Raw genomic sequence first — 15030 nt, 5'->3', positions numbered from 1 at the left:
GTCGTTTAAAACTATATTACTTCGGGCGGAAGGCGGGACGCTTCGAGCGGAAAGTGGGCGACTCCCGACGAAGCGCGGGACCCGAATGCCAGCGGGTTTATACGGATTCGTCCGGTAACCGTGGTATGCGGATTCGTGACGCACTCGAATCGGACGCCGAGGCGCTGGCATCGGTGACCAGTCGGCCGGAAGACGTCGTGAGAAACATGATCCACGACCGGTCGGTTCGAGTCGCGGTGGAAGCGGCCGGCGACAGCGACACGGCCGGCGACAGCGACGATACAGAGGAGGTGGTGTGCGGCTTCGTCGCCTTCGATGTCCGCGGCGACACCGTTCACGTGACCGACTTCGACGGGAACGGGTCGACGATCGAACGGCTGTTCGAAGAGCCGCGACGGTTCGCGCGCCGGGAGGAGATGGGTGTCGAGGTCGTCGTCCCGAACGACGAGGCGACCGGCGAGGTGATCGAGGCCTCGGGGTTCGAATCCGCGGGGAGGGGCCCGCGGTTCGAGGGGCGACGGACCACTCGGTACCGGATCGAGTTCGGGGAGTTGGACGGTCGAAAGAACGAGTGAGACGAGTTGGACAGGTGAGTCGAGCGAGATGCGTGAGACGAGTGAGTCGTCAGTCGAACCGCTGTTGAACGATCTCGAGCGCGTCCTCACGGTCGTCCCAGTCGACGAACACCGCGACCGACGTCGCGCTCGTGATGAGGTCGATGATGTTGATCCCGTCCTCGGCCAGCGGGGCGATGATGTCCTGGATGACGCCCGGCTGGTTGGGGAGCTCGCCGCCGGTCACCCGGATGACCGCGATCGGGTCGGCGACGGTCACCGACGAGAGCGTCTCGTCGTCCACGACGGCCTCGTGGAGCAGCGCCTCGGCGGTTTCCGCGACGTCGACGTCGACGTAGAACGTGACCGAGTCCATGCCGGAGGCGACCGCGTCGATGTTGATCTCCTCCTCGCGGAGGGCGCTCGCGAGCTGCGAGAGGATCCCGGGTCGGTTCCGGATCGCGCGCCCGGCGATGGTGAGACACGCGAGCGGCTCCTCGCGCATGTCGATCAGGTTCTCGAACTGCCCCTCGATGCGAGTCCCCCCTCTGAGCAGGTCGCCGTGTTGGTAGTGGACGACCCGGACCGAGAGGTCCTCGTCCTTGTACGAGAGCGCCGACGGCGCGACGACCTCGGCGCCGCGGAAGGAGAGGTTCCGCAGCTCGTCGACGGTGATCCGACCGACGTTCCGCGCCCCCTCGACGACGCGTGGGTCGCCGGTCATGACGCCCTCGACGTCGGTGACGATCACGACCTCGTCGGCGTCCATGTAGTTGCCGAGCATCACCGCGGTCGTGTCGGAGCCGCCCCGGCCGAGCGTCGTCACGTTGCCGTCGTGGTCCTCCGCCAGGAAGCCGGTGATGATCGGGACGACGCCGTCGAGCCGCTCCGCGATGGCGTGCGCGCGCTTCTTCGTCTCCTCGACGTCGACCTCGCCGAGCTCGTTCGTGATCACCGGCCAGTCGGGGTGTCCGGGTTCGAGGAAGACGGCATCGATATCGCGGACCGAGAGGGCCGCCTTGAGCATCCTGACGCTAGTGCGCTCGCCCATCGAGACGATCTCGGCGCGGTCGGCGTCGTCCGTCTCGAAGGTGATGTCGTCGAGGAGGTCGTCCGTGGTCGATCCCATCGCGCTCGCGACGACGGCGATCTCGTGGCCGGCCTCGACCGCGTTCGCGACGGAGTCGGCCGCCCGCTCGATGCGGTCGCCGCTCCCGAGGCTCGTCCCGCCGAACTTGGCGACTACGCGCATACGTCCACCTCGTCGCGAGCGTTCGGGTCGGGTTCGTCGCGTCGGATCGAACGAGAGACGGCTCGAGATCGCGAAGTGAAAGCGTGATCAGCGGACATAGGCGGCCGTAGCGGAGGAAGCCGCATAACTGTGTTCACTTCGACAATGGTCGCCCGAATGTACAGTTCGGCGAGAACCACGGCTCGGGAGTTCCGGCCGGCGGGGGCGTTCGTCGAAACTGCCGGCGGGGGCGTTCGTCGAAACTGCCGTTGGCGTCACTCGTCTTGAATGCCCCACGCGTCGGGCATTTCGATGACGTAGCGCCCGTCTTCCTGCAGCGAGATGATGTACTCCTGACGGTCGTACAGCTCCATCAGGTTGAGTTCGTACTTCCCCGGACTCACGATCCGAATGCTCTCGAACTGCTCGTTGAGCTCGTCGCGGAGTTCGCCGATATCGGGACGGGGGCCGTCCGGATCGGCGGAGCCCCGAGCGTCCGCGTCGGAGTCGGAGTCGACGGGGCGGCTCGCCCGGTCGAGTTCGTCCGGCGAGACGACGTCGGATCGAGCGCTCGCCTGCGCGACGTCCTCCTCGTCGCGTTCGCGGACGTGTTCGGTCCCAGTCGTCGAGTCGGTCGGTTCGGACGGTTCCGCGTCGGAAGGCGTCGGGTCTGCAGCGGCGGAAGACGGCTCGGTATCGGAGGTCGAAGTCGGATCGGTGGCGGTCGGCTCGCTCGCGTTGGCGGCCTCGGTTGAATCGGCCGACGCTGGGGACGACCGCTCCGTCGCATTCGAGTTCGAGTGGTCGGATGGGGTTGACTGCTCGGACGGGGTTGACTGCTCGGATGGGGTTGACTGCTCGGATGGGGTTGACTGCTCGGACGGGGTTGACTGCTCGGACGGGGCTGACTGCTCGGACGGTGTCGACGGTTCGTCCGTTGTCGCGCCCGCGGGTTTAAATTGGAACTTGTTCCCACCGCAGTCCGGACAGCCCGAGAGCATCTCCTTCGACCCGTCGGGGAACGTCCGGCCGCAGGTGGTACACTGGTGGGGCATTTATTTGCGGGAGACGAGGGTGCTGATGAGGTTCTCGTCTTTGTGCAGCGTCTCGATCCGGTTGGCCGGCCCGATGACGGTGAGCTTCTGGGCGGACTTTCGACCCATCAGCTTATCGAGGAAGCTCTGGTCGCCCGTCTCCGCTTTCGGGTACGTCTCGATCTCGATCCCCGTGAAGTCGTCCGGGCTGATCTCGGTCATCGTCACCTCGATCAGCTTCGACTCCTCGTCGGGAGAGAGCCCCTCCTCTAAGATGACGATGTTGCCGTCGCGGACGCCGTCGAGGATGAGCCGGATCTTCTCCATACCGGTGAGCCCTTCCATCCGGGCGCCGCTGATCATGTCGATCCGGACGCCGTCGCCGGGGTCGTCGGAAGACGCGTCGCCGTCGACGTCGGGAGTCGGTCCGGGCATCAGCCGAAGTACTCCGCGATTTTCGTGTACACTTCGTCCATGTTCTCACCTTCGAGCGCCGAGAGCGGGATCGTCTCGTGTTGCGGAAAGGCGTTGGCGATCTGTTGGACGTCCGATCCGGGAAGGTCCGTCTTGTTCGCGAGGATAAGCGCCGGGAGGTCCTGCGACTCGATGATCCCGATGAGCATCGTGTTCACCTGCGTGAACGGGTCGTTGGTCGAGTCGAGCACGTAGATGACGCCGTCGACGTCCTCACGGAGCCAGTGCATCGCCTCCGCGACCCCTTCGGTCGCCTCGCGGGAGCGACGCACCGCGTCGTCCTTCTCCATGTCGTGGTCGAGGAACTCCTTGTAGTCGACCTTCGTCGTCACCCCCGGCGTGTCGACGATGTCGATCGTGACCTTCCGTCCGTTCCGCTCGATCTCGACGTTCTCCTTGCGCCGAGCGCGTCGAGTCTCGTGCGGGATGTGGCTCTCAGGCCCGACGGCGTCACCCGTCCAGTCGCGTGCGATCCGGTTTGCGAGGGTCGTCTTTCCGGCGTTCGGCGGTCCGTAGATCCCGATCCGCTTGGGCTCGTCGGCCGCGAACAGCCCGTCTGTGACCCGTGATATGCTGTCTTTGAGATTCGTGAGCAGTCCCATCCTGACCTCCAATCCTGGTTTCTCCCGAACGAGCCGTGTCGCGTGCTACCGCCCGATCCGGCCGCACCCGGCGTTCGTTCGGGGAATTACGATAGAATCCACGCCCCTCTCACTTAAGAACTGCGTCAGACGTTCAGATCGGCCGATATTGAGCGCGTACAGTTTTGAGCCGCTCGAAATGGCATTCATTTCGAATCCCGGAAACGTATTGTCGGAGCCGAAGGGGGCGACGCGAGACGAAGCGGTCGAGGTATGCCGGAAGGGTGGTCCACATATGAGGTGTTGACACATTACAGACACAGGTCTTGGGAGGCCGTCTGTGACGGCGGTATAAGGGTAAAGCCTCGTATTTCGATGTATCACCACCGACGGGAGCCGGGTTCGGCGAGACAACCTCGTCCGACAACAGTCCATCTCTCTAAGGGGAGCTGTGGGTGACCGGTATCGCAGACGGCCCCCGCCTGAGCTCGCTCGGTTTGCTTCCTCCCCCACCCCTTCGTTTCAACTGGAGACGGGTGATGATGTGGGTGGGGTGGTGGTGATGGTTCGGGGATCAGGCCGATCTATATTTTATTAGTGCCTGGAGACACTAAAATAACCACAAAACAACAACAATAATCTGGGATGGATTGTCGAGGGTACTGTTGTACAGTCTACAATATAAATTCTTCTGTTTCATATTCATCCCCTGGACCACCCCTACCCACCAAATTCGCGTTCCACACGAAACAAAGGGGTGGGGGGGTTCGGGGATCCAACTTCCGTGGGGGTGGGGGGGTTCGGGGATCCAACTTCCGTGGACCGGACCAAACGCCGAACCGTCCCAGTCTGAGATACCGATAATCAACAGGCTCATCGACGTCTAACGAGCGACTGAACTGCCAAAATCACGCTCTATAGTCCGAGTCGTTCCTCAGCATTCCCGCATCCAACCTTCGGTTCCGGTGCATCGAACCGATTCGACGTGTCCGTCGTTTTGCACCGTCTGATATCCGTACCGCGCTCGATTCACCGTGAGAATTTCGTTTTGACGAATCGGATCAGCTGCTTCGACTCATCTGTCGGCTGCACGTCTGCCAGCTGCACGTCTGCCGGCTGCAGTATCAACTGACTGCGCCATCTGCCGACGAGCCAGTTCGACCGTGCCGACGCGGCCGGAGGGCCGTCGACGATCCCGTCAACTGACGGTGCGTTTCGAGTCCGGAGAGCAACACTTTTGTACCGCCTCTTCATCTGGTTCGACTGCATCAACTGGACATCACTGGACACGAATAGTGCCGGATGTCAACGTTTCAGGACGGAACGCGGCGCACCTCGCCCTCTCGTGGCGAATTTCCACCTGAAACAGGGGGGTTCATATGGACGAAGGAGAGCACACATCGCAGGCGGGCGAATCGGGGGATAGCGGCGGGGAAACCGATGACCCGTTCACGACCGATGAGGAGCTCGACGATCCGCCTTCGAGTTCGACGGCCCACGAAACAGGCCTAGACCGCGAGAACATCGACAGCACCGGGTCGGACAGTACCGTCGGCACTGACGCCGGTACCGGACCGGATCCCGACACCGACGCCGGGACTGAAGGAGATGTCGACACTGAGGTAACTACCGACACCGACGTCGACGTCGGCAGCGGCGGACGCGACCGTTCTACCCCGGACGTCGACTTTGACGGCGTCGTTCTCGACGACGAGGACGACAATCAGGGCCTGTTCGACGACCTCCTCTCCGGCGAACCGATCTTCGAGAACAAGGAGGTGCTCCGGCCGTCTTACACTCCGCACGAACTCCCGCACCGAAACGACCAGATCAACCGAATGGCGACGATCCTCGTCTCGGCGCTCCGCGGTGAGACGCCCTCCAACATCCTCATCTACGGCAAGACGGGCACCGGGAAGACGGCGTCGGCGAAGTTCGTTTCACAGGAGCTCGAATCGACTTCACAGAAGTACGACGTTCCCTGTGAGGTCGAGTACATCAACTGCGAGGTGACCGACACGCAGTACCGCGTCCTCGCGCAGCTCGCCAACACCTTCATCGAGAAGAACCAGCAGGTCATCGCCGACCGCCTCGACCGCTGCCGAGAGCTCAGGTCCGAGGCGACCGACGACCCCGGAGCGCTCGCGACCACCGAGTTCGCGACGCTCGACGATCTCGACGCGCGGATCGACGAGCTCGAGACCGACGCGGAGGAGATGGAGGAGGTCCCGATGACCGGGTGGCCGACCGACCGGGTCTATTCGACGTTCTTCGAGGCGGTCGACTACCACGAGCGCGTGGTCGTGATCATGCTCGACGAGATCGACAAGCTCGTCGAGAAGAGCGGCGACGACACCCTGTACAACCTCTCGCGGATGAACTCCGAGCTCGACCGGTCCCGGATCTCAATCATGGGGATCTCCAACGACCTGAAATTCACCGACTTCCTCGATCCCCGCGTCAAATCCAGCCTCGGCGAGGAGGAGATCGTCTTCCCGCCGTACGACGCGAACCAGCTCCGGGACATCCTCCAGCACCGCGCTGACATCGCGTTCAAAGAGGAGGCGCTCACCGACGACGTGATCCCGCTCTGCGCGGCGTTCGCAGCCCAGGAGCACGGGGACGCTCGGCGCGCGCTCGACCTCCTCCGGACGGCCGGCGAGCTCGCCGAGCGCTCTCAGGCCGAGATCGTCGCGGAGAAACACGTCCGACAAGCGCAGGACAAGATCGAGCTCGACCGCGTCGTGGAAGTCGTCAGAACGCTCCCGACCCAGAGCAAGATCGTCCTCTTCGCTGTCATCCTCCTCGAGAAGAACGGCGTCCACAACATCAACACCGGCGAGGTGTTCAACATCTACAAGCGGCTGTGCGAGGAGATCGACGCGGACGTACTTACGCAGCGCCGCGTCACCGACCTCATCAGCGAGCTCGACATGCTCGGAATCGTCAACGCGGTCGTCGTCTCGAAGGGCCGGTACGGCCGCACGAAGGAGATGGGCCTCTCGGTCCCGGTCGAGGAGACCGAAGCGGTGCTGCTGTCCGATTCCCGTCTCGGCGACATCGAGAACGCCCAGCCGTTCGTTCAGGCCCGATTTGACAACTGACGCGTTTTCCCCACCGGCGACGTCGCTCGATCAGTCTCTTTGAGTATCGGCTCCTTTGGCCGGCTGTTCTCGTCAAACGACTCTCGTCAAACTGACTGTTCTCGTCGAACGGCTGATTTCACGCGGACGCGCTCGCGATCGAACCTCCACCCGAAACTGTGGGCTTCGAGAACTCATCGCTCGCGGCCGCGGAGTCCTCGGTTTCACCCACCCTATCGACCGCCTCCGCCGCGACGGTCGTCGCGAGCACGTCGCTCAGCTCCGCCTGCCCACTCGCGATCAGCCGCACGTATCCGAGATACGGGACGCGAACCCGGGCGACGCCGGTCACCCACTCGGCCTTGACCGGAGGCGCGAGCCCGTTGGCTTGGTCGTACGCGCCGTTGTTGTCGCCGAGCGTGATGAACCCGTCGTGGGGGGCCGGACAGTGCCTTAGGTCGGCGCACCCCGCCGCGCCGTGGTACTCGTCGTCGGCCCGGTCGTACCAGTTTTCACCTTCCTCGACGTGGAACATGGCCCGGTGAATGATCGGTGAGGCCGTCCGTCCCGGCGGCCGGTATATCACCACTGACCCGTATGATCCGAACGTCCGGTAATCGGCGGCCCGCCCGTCCTCGTACGTTACCACGCCGACGTCGTTGTTCGCCGCGTCGGGCGCGAGCCGCCCGGGCTCCGTCACGAAGACGAGGTCGCCGACCTCCATGTTCGGCTCCATGCTCCCGGACTCGACCGCGACCATCGGCGGCCACACCCCGCTAATTCCGAACAGGATCAGCCCGATCACCAGCACGATTGCGACGCTGGAGAGCATTTCCCGGATCCACATCAACGCGCCTTCCTTGTCGTGACGGAACCGATAGGCGAGCCCCTTCGTTTCGGTTGGAGCCGGCCCCTCGCGAGTTCGCTCCGCGAATCCACTCCCGCGGTCGTCGTCTCCCGAAACTCCTCCTCCCTCGGACGGTTCGACCGTCTCGGGGGTATCAATCGGGTCGGGCTCGTCTATCTGTCCGGATCTATTCGACTGTTCGGTCCCATCAGTCCTCTCGGGATCGTCGACTGGTTCGGGATCGTCGGTCGATTTGGACGCGTCGGCCGATTCGGACGCGGCGACTGAGTCCGTCTCGTCGCGGTCGTCTCCGCTCGCGCCCGACGCCCCGCTTCGCTCGGCCGGATCACCGTCTGTCTCCGGCCGATCCCCTTCGTCCATTACGTTCGGGTTGACGGGTTTCGGTGATAAGCTTCCGGGTCACAGCTCCCGTCCGCCCGGCGGACGGCGGACCTGTCCTCCGGAACCGTTTTGAGCCGCACACTCCTCTCGACTGTCGTGCCGCTGGAGTCGAACGCCCGAATCGTCAAGGAGCTCGCCAGGCGGGGATACAACGCAGAGCGAGAGGCGGTCACCCTGCTGGCGAGCGCCCCTGACTCCGCGACGGCCCTCGAACGCGCCGTCGACCGCGCGCCGGACGACGCCCTCCGCATCACCGCCGAACAGGTCCGCGCGGCGGTCGGTTCGGACGGCGTCGCCGACTCCGAGACGCCGGCCCGTTCCGGCGTCGACTCCGGACCCTCGACGGACTCAACCCCCGACGCAGACCCTCCAACCGGAGGATCTCCAGTCGAAACGGAGGGGTCCGGGGGAACCGACCGCGTCGCATCGACCGACGAGCGTTCCGATCGCGGCTCCGCGGAGCCCGGCGGCGAGCGCGACCGGAGCCGCGAGGACGGACCCTCCCGGAGCCCCGACCGCGACCCGGAGCTCCGAGAGCTCGAGGTCGGCAACGACATGACCGGACGGAGCACCGGGACCGGCGAGTACGCCGACTTCGTCCGGACGTTCCGCGACCGCTACGAGCGCCTCTCGAAGATCCTTCGGGGCCGCGTCAACCACCGTCCGGCGGAGGCGATCGCGGACATGCCCGGCGGCAGCGACGCCGCGATGATCGGGCTCGTCAACGACGTTCGCTCGACCAAGTCCGGCCACTGGCTCGTCGAGCTCGAGGACACCACCGGCACCTTCCCGGCGCTGGTGATGAAAGACAAGGGGCTCGCCGACGTCGTCGACGAGATCCTGATGGACGAGTGCGTCGCCGTCGAGGGAACCCTCGCCGACGACTCCGGAATCCTGTTCGCCGACTCGCTGCACTTCCCGGATGTCCCGCGAACCCACCGGACCGGCGCGGCCGACCGCCACGTCCAGGCCGCGCTGATCTCCGACGTCCACGTCGGCAGCGACGAGTTCATGGCCGAGGCGTGGCACCGCTTCACTGACTGGCTCCACACGCCCGAGGCCGAGGCGGTCGAGTACATCCTGCTCGCTGGCGACATGGTCGAGGGCGTCGGCGTCTACCCAGATCAGGACGAGGAGCTGGAGATCGTCGACATCTACGACCAGTACGAGGCGTTCTCGGAACACCTCAAGGAGGTCCCGGCGGACACCGAGATCGTGATGATCCCCGGCAACCACGACGCGGTCCGGCTCGCGGAGCCGCAGCCCGGGTTCAACGACGAGATCCGCGACATCCTCGACGTCCACGACGCGCAGGTGGTCTCGAACCCCGCCACCGTCAGCGTCGAGGGCGTCGACGTGCTGATGTACCACGGCGTCTCTCTCGACGAGGTTATCGCGGAGCTCCCCGAGGAGAAAGCGAGCTACGACGAGCCTCATAAAGCGATGTACCAGCTCTTAAAAAAGCGGCATGTCGCCCCGCAGTTCGGCGGGCACACCCGCGTCGCTCCGGAGGAGCGCGACTACCTCGTCATCCAGGACGTCCCGGACGTGTTCCACACCGGCCACGTTCACAAGCTCGGGTGGGGGAAGTACCACAACGTGCTCGCGGTCAACTCCGGCTGCTGGCAGGCCCAGACCGACTTCCAAAAATCCGTCAACATCGACCCCGACGCGGGGTACGCGCCCATCCTCGACCTCGACACGCTGGAGATGACCGTCCGGAAGTTCGCGTAACGGTCGCGGCCTGCTTATCCGGTCCGATCGGCCCGACGTTCAAATCGGATACCGCCTCCAACTCCGCCCGTGACGTGAGCGCTGCCCGCGGCGCACTGGGCGGGAGCGCGACGCACCGCCGTGGGACCCCTCCGTTTCGACTCCGTCGCCTGTTCGCCGTCCGAGTCCTACTCGCCGTCCATTTCCCGGTCTACCGATCGATCTCGACCCGTCCGCTCGTCGCGCTGTTGAGCCGTTCGACCAGGTCGTCGACCTCGGCTGTCGGGACGCGCAGGTCGAACCGCACGCGCTCGTCGTAGTCGGCGTCGAACTCGACGCCGGCCGACTCGATCACGCCCCGAACGGTCCCGGAGTCGTCGTAGGCGGTCTCGACGACCAGCCGCCGGTGCGGCCGCTCCTCGACGACGCCGGCCTCGTCGACTCCCTCTTTCACCGCCCGCGAGTAGGCGCGGGCGAGCCCCCCCACCCCGAGGTTCGTCCCGCCGTAGTAGCGAGTCACCACCGCGACGACGTTGCGGATCTCGCGCTGCTGGAGGACGTTGAGCGCCGGCTTCCCGGCCGACCCGGAGGGTTCGCCGTCGTCGGAGGAGTACTCGCGGAGCATGGGACCGCTCCCGGGCGTCCGCTCCGACGCCGCCCCGGCCGGCACCCGGTACGCCGGCACGTTGTGGGTCGCGTCGTCGTACTCGTCGCCGACGCGCTCGATGAACGCCTCTGCCTCGTCGACCGTGTCGACCGGGGCGACGTGCCCGAGGAACTCCGATCCTCGGACCTCGAACGTCGCGGTCGCGGGCTCCGCGACCGTCAGATAGGCGTCGTCGGTCATGAGTCGGACCGTCCGTTGGCGGGTTCGTCACTCGCTGTAGGTTCGTTACTCGCCGCAGGTTCGTCATCCCCGGGGGGATTGTCGCCCTCGGTGGTCGATTCTTGCCGCCGTTCGAGCACGACGCCCGTCGGCGGGGCGAGTCGGTAGAGGACGAGGAACGCGCCGACGCCGACGAGCTCCGCGCCCTTCGCGACGATCGCCAGCGGATCGCTCGCGAGCGCCGCCGGAGTCGCGGCGCCGTACCACCCGACGTAGCCGAGGAGGAACGCCGCGAGGGTGCCGGCACCGAGCGCGTACAGGCGCCGGTACTCCGGCGCGCGCAGCGTCGCGACCGCGACGGCGACGGTGAACGCGCCCCCCAGCAGGAACACGTACGGTCGCGGATCGGCCGGGTCGCCGAGCCGCGGCCACGCCCACAGCAGGTGGACGGCAGCGCTGAGCGCCGCGGTCTGTACGGCGACACCCCGGAACACTCGCTTTCTCAGGGCGTCGCGGTCGCGGTACTCCCTGCTCGAGGAGTCGGTACCGGCGCCGTCGTTCGGTTCCCCCGCTGTCGACCCGCTCATCGGATCATTCCCACGGCCGCTTCCCGGACGCGTCCGGCCACAGCGGGTACCAGTACGACTCGTCGTCTTCGAGGCCGAGCTCCCCGTCGAGGACGGACTGGAGCTTGAACTCGACCTGCTGGTTCCGGTCGCTCGTCCCCTTCGGGGAGAAGGGGTAGTACGCGCCGCGCCGGAAGGAGTAGATCCAGTAGGCGTCCGTCTCTCCGCGTTCGAAGCCGAAAACCGCCGCGAGCAGCCGCGATCCGAACCCCTCCTCGATGAACTGGTCGGCCGCGAAGTGGACGCTGGTCACGAGGTCCTCGGGGTCGTCGTCCTCGAGGACGAACCACTGGTAGCCGTGGTCGTCCTCGTGGCGGTGGAACCCCGTTCCGGTCTCGATCTCGCCGGCTTCGAGGATGGCCTCGACCGTCTCGACGGCGTCGTCGAAGCGGGTGCTGTCGACCCCGGAGAAGCAGAGCGCGGCCTCCCCGCAGTGGTCGTAGCCGAGGTCGGCCTCCATCGTCATGTACGCGGTCGACATCCCGAAGAGGTCCTCGGGGTCGGCCTCGCGGGTCGCGTCCGTCTCGGCGCTCGTCCCGAGCACGGCGCGGATCGTGTCGAAGATGCCCATTTATAACTCGACGGTAGGTGACGCGGGCTTTAGGAGGTTTCCGTCGGCGGCGACGGGCGACGAGCGTCAGTCGCCGTCCTCGTCCGCGACGTAATCGAGGTACGCGAGGACGCCCCGGACGTTCAGGCTCGCGTTGGCGCGGGCGCGCTCGGGGTTCCAGAACTCCACGTCCCGGCTCGCCGCCTCGAAGTGCTCGACGACCGCATCGTCGTCGCCGAGCTCCGCGCGCTTCTCCCGGATCGCCTCCACCCACTCCACGTACGCGCGCTTGATTTCGCCGGCCAGCTCCGGTTCGTACTCGCGAGGGCCGAAATGGCCGAAACAGAGGTAGTCGGGGTCGATCTCCTCGATCGTCCTGACGTCGGCGAGACACTGGTCGAGGTCGAACTGCGGCGGCGGCGTCGTCGGCTCGATCCCGTCGACCGCCGGGACGTAGATCCCCGCCGCGTCGGCCGAGAAGACGACGTCGGCGTCGGGGTCGTGGTAGATCGCGTGGTGGGGCGCGTGCCCCGGCGCCTCGTGGACGATCAGCTCGCGATCGCCGAGGTCGATCCGGTCGCCCTCCGCGAGTCCCGAGATCCGGTCTTCGGGGATCGGCTCGGGCTCGTCGTAGTACTCCCACTGGTCTTCCACCGCGGACTTCGTCCCGGCGACGAGCGCCCCCGGGTCGACGAGGTGTCGCACCCCCTTTTCAGGGACGACGACCTCCGCGTTCGGGTAGCGCCGTGCGAGGTGGCCCGCCCCGCCCGCGTGGTCGAGGTGGGCGTGGGTCGGCAGGATCCACGCGAGCTCCTCCCGGCCGATCCCGATCTCGTCGATCGTCTCGAACAGCGCCTCCCTGTTCACGCCGGTCCCCGTGTCTATCACGACCGGGCGCTCGGCGTCGTAGACGTACACGGCCCCGTACTCGTCGGTGTCGAACATCCCGGTGTCGTGGACGTACAGGTCCGACACCCCGCGGACCGGCTCGTACTCGCCTGCGTGCATGTCCCAACGAGCACCGCGCGGCCTCTTTTAGGGATCGGTCCCGGCGACGGGAGGGTCCGCAGTCTCCGACCGCGCCCGCGAGTCGTGGCGTGTGCTTATGGTCGTTCCACACGAGGGATCGGTATGCGCGTGCTCGTCACCGGCGCGACGGGGTTCGTCGGGAGCCGGCTCGTTTCGACGCTCCTCGACCGCGGTCACGAGGTCGTCGCCCTGGTCCGCGACGCCGACGGCTACGCCCCGCCCGCCGGGGTCCACGTCGTCGAGGGCGATCTCTTGGAGCCCGACACGCTCCCGCCGGCGTTCGAGATCGACGGCGACCCGGTCGACGCCGCTTACTACCTCGTTCACTCCATGGACGGCGGTCCCGGCTACGAGGAGCGCGACCGCAACTGCGCGACCAACTTCGTCGACGCCGCGTCTGACGCCGGCGTCGACCGCGTGATCTACCTCGGCGGTCTCGGGGAGGACCGCGAAGAGCTCTCCGAACACCTCCGCTCCCGCCGCGAAGTCGAGCGGATCCTGTCGACGGGTAGCCCGGCGTTGACCACGCTCCGGGCGGCGATCATCATCGGCGCCGGGAGCGCGAGCTTCGAGGTCATCCACGGACTCGCGAGCCGACTCCCGGTGATGACGACGCCGAAGTGGGTCGACACGCTCTGTCAGCCGATCGCGATCGACGACGTCGTCGGGTACCTCACCGGCGTCCTCGGGGTCCCCGAGACGCGCGACGACACCTTCGAGATCGGCGGCCCGGACGTGTTGACGTACGCGGAGATCCTCCGCCGGACCCGCCGACAGCTCGGGCACAAGCTGTGGATCATCCGGGTGCCGGTGTTGAGCCCGGAGCTGTCGGCCAAGTGGCTCCGGCTGGTGACCGACGTGAACCCGTACCTCGCCCGCTCGCTCGTCGAGGGGCTCCGGAACACCGTGATCGTCGAGGACGACCGCATCCGCGACCTGGTTCCGATCGAACAGACGCCCTTCGAGGTCGCCGTCGCGCGGGCGATCGACCGGCCTCGTCGGGACGACTCGACTGACGGGGTTCCGGCGACCGATTTAGAGGCCGATCTGTGAGCCGGAACTACGGCGAGACGTGGGTGTACGAAAGTCTCGTGGGGGGAATCCCGGGTCTCGGTATCTCCCGCGCGCTCGCGGTCGCGATCCAGTTCCTGCTGTTCCAGGTCGGCGTGGTCGCGCTCGGCTGGTACTACGGCCTGTGGGACGCGGTCGTCGCCGGGACGGTCGCCGTCCTCGTCGCGGCGATCGGCAGCGTCGAGATGCATCGGCTCGGCGCCGCGAACCGTCGACTCTCGACGCCGCCCGAGCATAAGCGGCTGCTGTTCGGGTCGAGCATCGAGATCGTGCTCGGCGTGCTCGCGTTCATCGCGCTGCTCACGTACATGATCGCGTGGGACGGGACCCTGCTCGACCGCCTGTTCGGCGCCGACCCGCCGATCCCGGTGGTGTACCTCACGCTGCTGATCCTCTGGGACCTCACCTACCGGATCGGCACGTCGTGGTGGAGCGCGGTCGTCGCGTTGTGGCGGGCGGTCAACGTCGACCTCGGTCCGAGCGAGACGGCTCAGGTGAGGCGGCTCGACGCGGAGAACATCGGTTTCTCGGCGCTCCAGCTGGTGCTCGTCCCGTTTCTCCTCGAGGAACCGATCCTACTGGGGGCCGTCGTCGGCCACGTCCTCGCGGTCGCGGTCGTCTGTTCGATCGCCATCGCGTTGACCTGACCGGACTCGCCGGCCGCCCGTTCGGAACGGAATCGATCCGCAGAAAAGCGGTGACTCGCCGTCTCACTCGTCCTGTAGCTCTTGGAACTTGTCGAGGAGTGCCTCCGCGGAGTCGCCGGAGTCGTACGTGAGCGACCCGGAGTACTCCGGCCGCTCGGCGTCGAAGTCGGCGTCGACTTCGCTGGTCTTCCGCTCGCGACGCTCGTGTTCGGCCTCGTCATAGGCACCTATTGACATGGCACAGCTTGACTTAGAAGTAATCAGACATATATGTATCGGTGAAATGTCAGTTTGTCGAAACGACTTCGACGCGCGGTGGGGGCGCGTCGCGTCCGTGTCACCGGAACCGATTAGACCCGGCG

General features: G+C 66.1%; 15 protein-coding genes. 5 read left to right on the top strand and 10 right to left on the bottom strand.

Annotated features, from left to right (window positions below):
• Window positions 1-125 precede the first annotated feature (125 nt).
• Window positions 126-575, top strand: a complete 450-nt coding sequence (locus Hrr1229_RS06945) for a hypothetical protein (protein WP_123113577.1) — start codon at window positions 126-128, stop codon at window positions 573-575.
• Window positions 576-624: 49 nt separating this feature from the next.
• Here Hrr1229_RS06945 and Hrr1229_RS06940 read toward each other — a convergent pair whose 3' ends face one another.
• The 4 genes from Hrr1229_RS06940 to Hrr1229_RS06925 form a co-directional block, all read right to left on the bottom strand.
• A complete protein-coding gene (locus Hrr1229_RS06940) occupies window positions 625-1806 on the bottom strand; it encodes an aspartate kinase (protein ID WP_123113578.1) in 1182 nt (393 codons plus the stop codon).
• Window positions 1807-2060: 254 nt separating this feature from the next.
• Window positions 2061-2840: a Zn-ribbon containing protein gene (locus tag Hrr1229_RS06935; protein ID WP_123113579.1), complete on the bottom strand. Its 780-nt coding sequence runs from the start codon at window positions 2838-2840 to the stop codon at window positions 2061-2063.
• Window positions 2841-3254: a DUF2073 domain-containing protein gene (locus tag Hrr1229_RS06930; RefSeq protein ID WP_123113580.1), complete on the bottom strand. Its 414-nt coding sequence runs from the start codon at window positions 3252-3254 to the stop codon at window positions 2841-2843.
• Window positions 3254-3895: an Era-like GTP-binding protein gene (locus tag Hrr1229_RS06925; protein WP_123113581.1), complete on the bottom strand. Its 642-nt coding sequence runs from the start codon at window positions 3893-3895 to the stop codon at window positions 3254-3256. The genes Hrr1229_RS06930 and Hrr1229_RS06925 overlap by 1 nt, the downstream gene beginning before the upstream one ends.
• A gap of 1358 nt (window positions 3896-5253) precedes the next feature.
• On the opposite strand from Hrr1229_RS06925, the gene Hrr1229_RS06920 reads away from it, so the two are divergent.
• Window positions 5254-6978 carry an orc1/cdc6 family replication initiation protein gene (locus tag Hrr1229_RS06920; RefSeq protein ID WP_123113582.1) on the top strand — a complete coding sequence of 575 codons (1725 nt, stop codon included), beginning with the start codon at window positions 5254-5256 and terminating at the stop codon, window positions 6976-6978.
• A gap of 118 nt (window positions 6979-7096) precedes the next feature.
• On the opposite strand, the gene Hrr1229_RS06915 is transcribed toward Hrr1229_RS06920, so the two are convergent.
• Window positions 7097-8185: a S26 family signal peptidase gene (locus Hrr1229_RS06915; protein ID WP_123113583.1), complete on the bottom strand. Its 1089-nt coding sequence runs from the start codon at window positions 8183-8185 to the stop codon at window positions 7097-7099.
• Window positions 8186-8302: 117 nt separating this feature from the next.
• On the opposite strand from Hrr1229_RS06915, the gene Hrr1229_RS06910 reads away from it, so the two are divergent.
• Complete coding sequence (locus Hrr1229_RS06910; protein WP_123113584.1) at window positions 8303-9940, top strand: DNA-directed DNA polymerase II small subunit; 1638 nt, start codon at window positions 8303-8305, stop codon at window positions 9938-9940.
• A 190-nt stretch (window positions 9941-10130) separates the two neighbouring features.
• Here the strand turns inward: Hrr1229_RS06910 and Hrr1229_RS06905 are convergent, their stop codons facing one another.
• The 4 genes from Hrr1229_RS06905 to Hrr1229_RS06890 form a co-directional block, all read right to left on the bottom strand.
• Window positions 10131-10766, bottom strand: a complete 636-nt coding sequence (locus Hrr1229_RS06905) for a YigZ family protein (RefSeq protein WP_123113585.1) — start codon at window positions 10764-10766, stop codon at window positions 10131-10133.
• Window positions 10763-11332 (bottom strand): hypothetical protein, encoded by a 570-nt coding sequence (locus Hrr1229_RS06900; protein ID WP_255212574.1) that lies wholly within the window; start codon window positions 11330-11332, stop codon window positions 10763-10765. The genes Hrr1229_RS06905 and Hrr1229_RS06900 overlap by 4 nt, the downstream gene beginning before the upstream one ends.
• Before the next feature lie 4 nt (window positions 11333-11336).
• The gene (locus tag Hrr1229_RS06895; protein WP_123113586.1) at window positions 11337-11942 is read right to left on the bottom strand and encodes a hypothetical protein; all 606 of its coding nucleotides are present in this window, start codon (window positions 11940-11942) and stop codon (window positions 11337-11339) included.
• Window positions 11943-12008: 66 nt separating this feature from the next.
• Window positions 12009-12929: an MBL fold metallo-hydrolase gene (locus Hrr1229_RS06890; protein ID WP_123113587.1), complete on the bottom strand. Its 921-nt coding sequence runs from the start codon at window positions 12927-12929 to the stop codon at window positions 12009-12011.
• A gap of 123 nt (window positions 12930-13052) precedes the next feature.
• On the opposite strand from Hrr1229_RS06890, the gene Hrr1229_RS06885 reads away from it, so the two are divergent.
• Both Hrr1229_RS06885 and Hrr1229_RS06880 read left to right on the top strand, forming a co-directional pair.
• Window positions 13053-14003 (top strand): NAD(P)H-binding protein, encoded by a 951-nt coding sequence (locus Hrr1229_RS06885; RefSeq protein ID WP_123113588.1) that lies wholly within the window; start codon window positions 13053-13055, stop codon window positions 14001-14003.
• Complete coding sequence (locus tag Hrr1229_RS06880) at window positions 14000-14668, top strand: hypothetical protein (RefSeq protein WP_123113589.1); 669 nt, start codon at window positions 14000-14002, stop codon at window positions 14666-14668. Before Hrr1229_RS06885 ends, Hrr1229_RS06880 begins: the two co-directional genes overlap by 4 nt.
• A 63-nt stretch (window positions 14669-14731) precedes the next feature.
• On the opposite strand, the gene Hrr1229_RS06875 is transcribed toward Hrr1229_RS06880, so the two are convergent.
• Window positions 14732-14899, bottom strand: a complete 168-nt coding sequence (locus tag Hrr1229_RS06875; protein ID WP_255212582.1) for a DUF5786 family protein — start codon at window positions 14897-14899, stop codon at window positions 14732-14734.
• Window positions 14900-15030 lie beyond the last annotated feature (131 nt).

The sequence above is a fragment of the Halorubrum sp. CBA1229 genome, from assembly GCF_003721435.2.
Taxonomy (GTDB): Archaea; Halobacteriota; Halobacteria; order Halobacteriales; family Haloferacaceae; genus Halorubrum.
The sequence above is the reverse complement of the archived record's forward strand: the minus strand, read 5'-3'. Positions and strand labels throughout refer to the sequence as shown.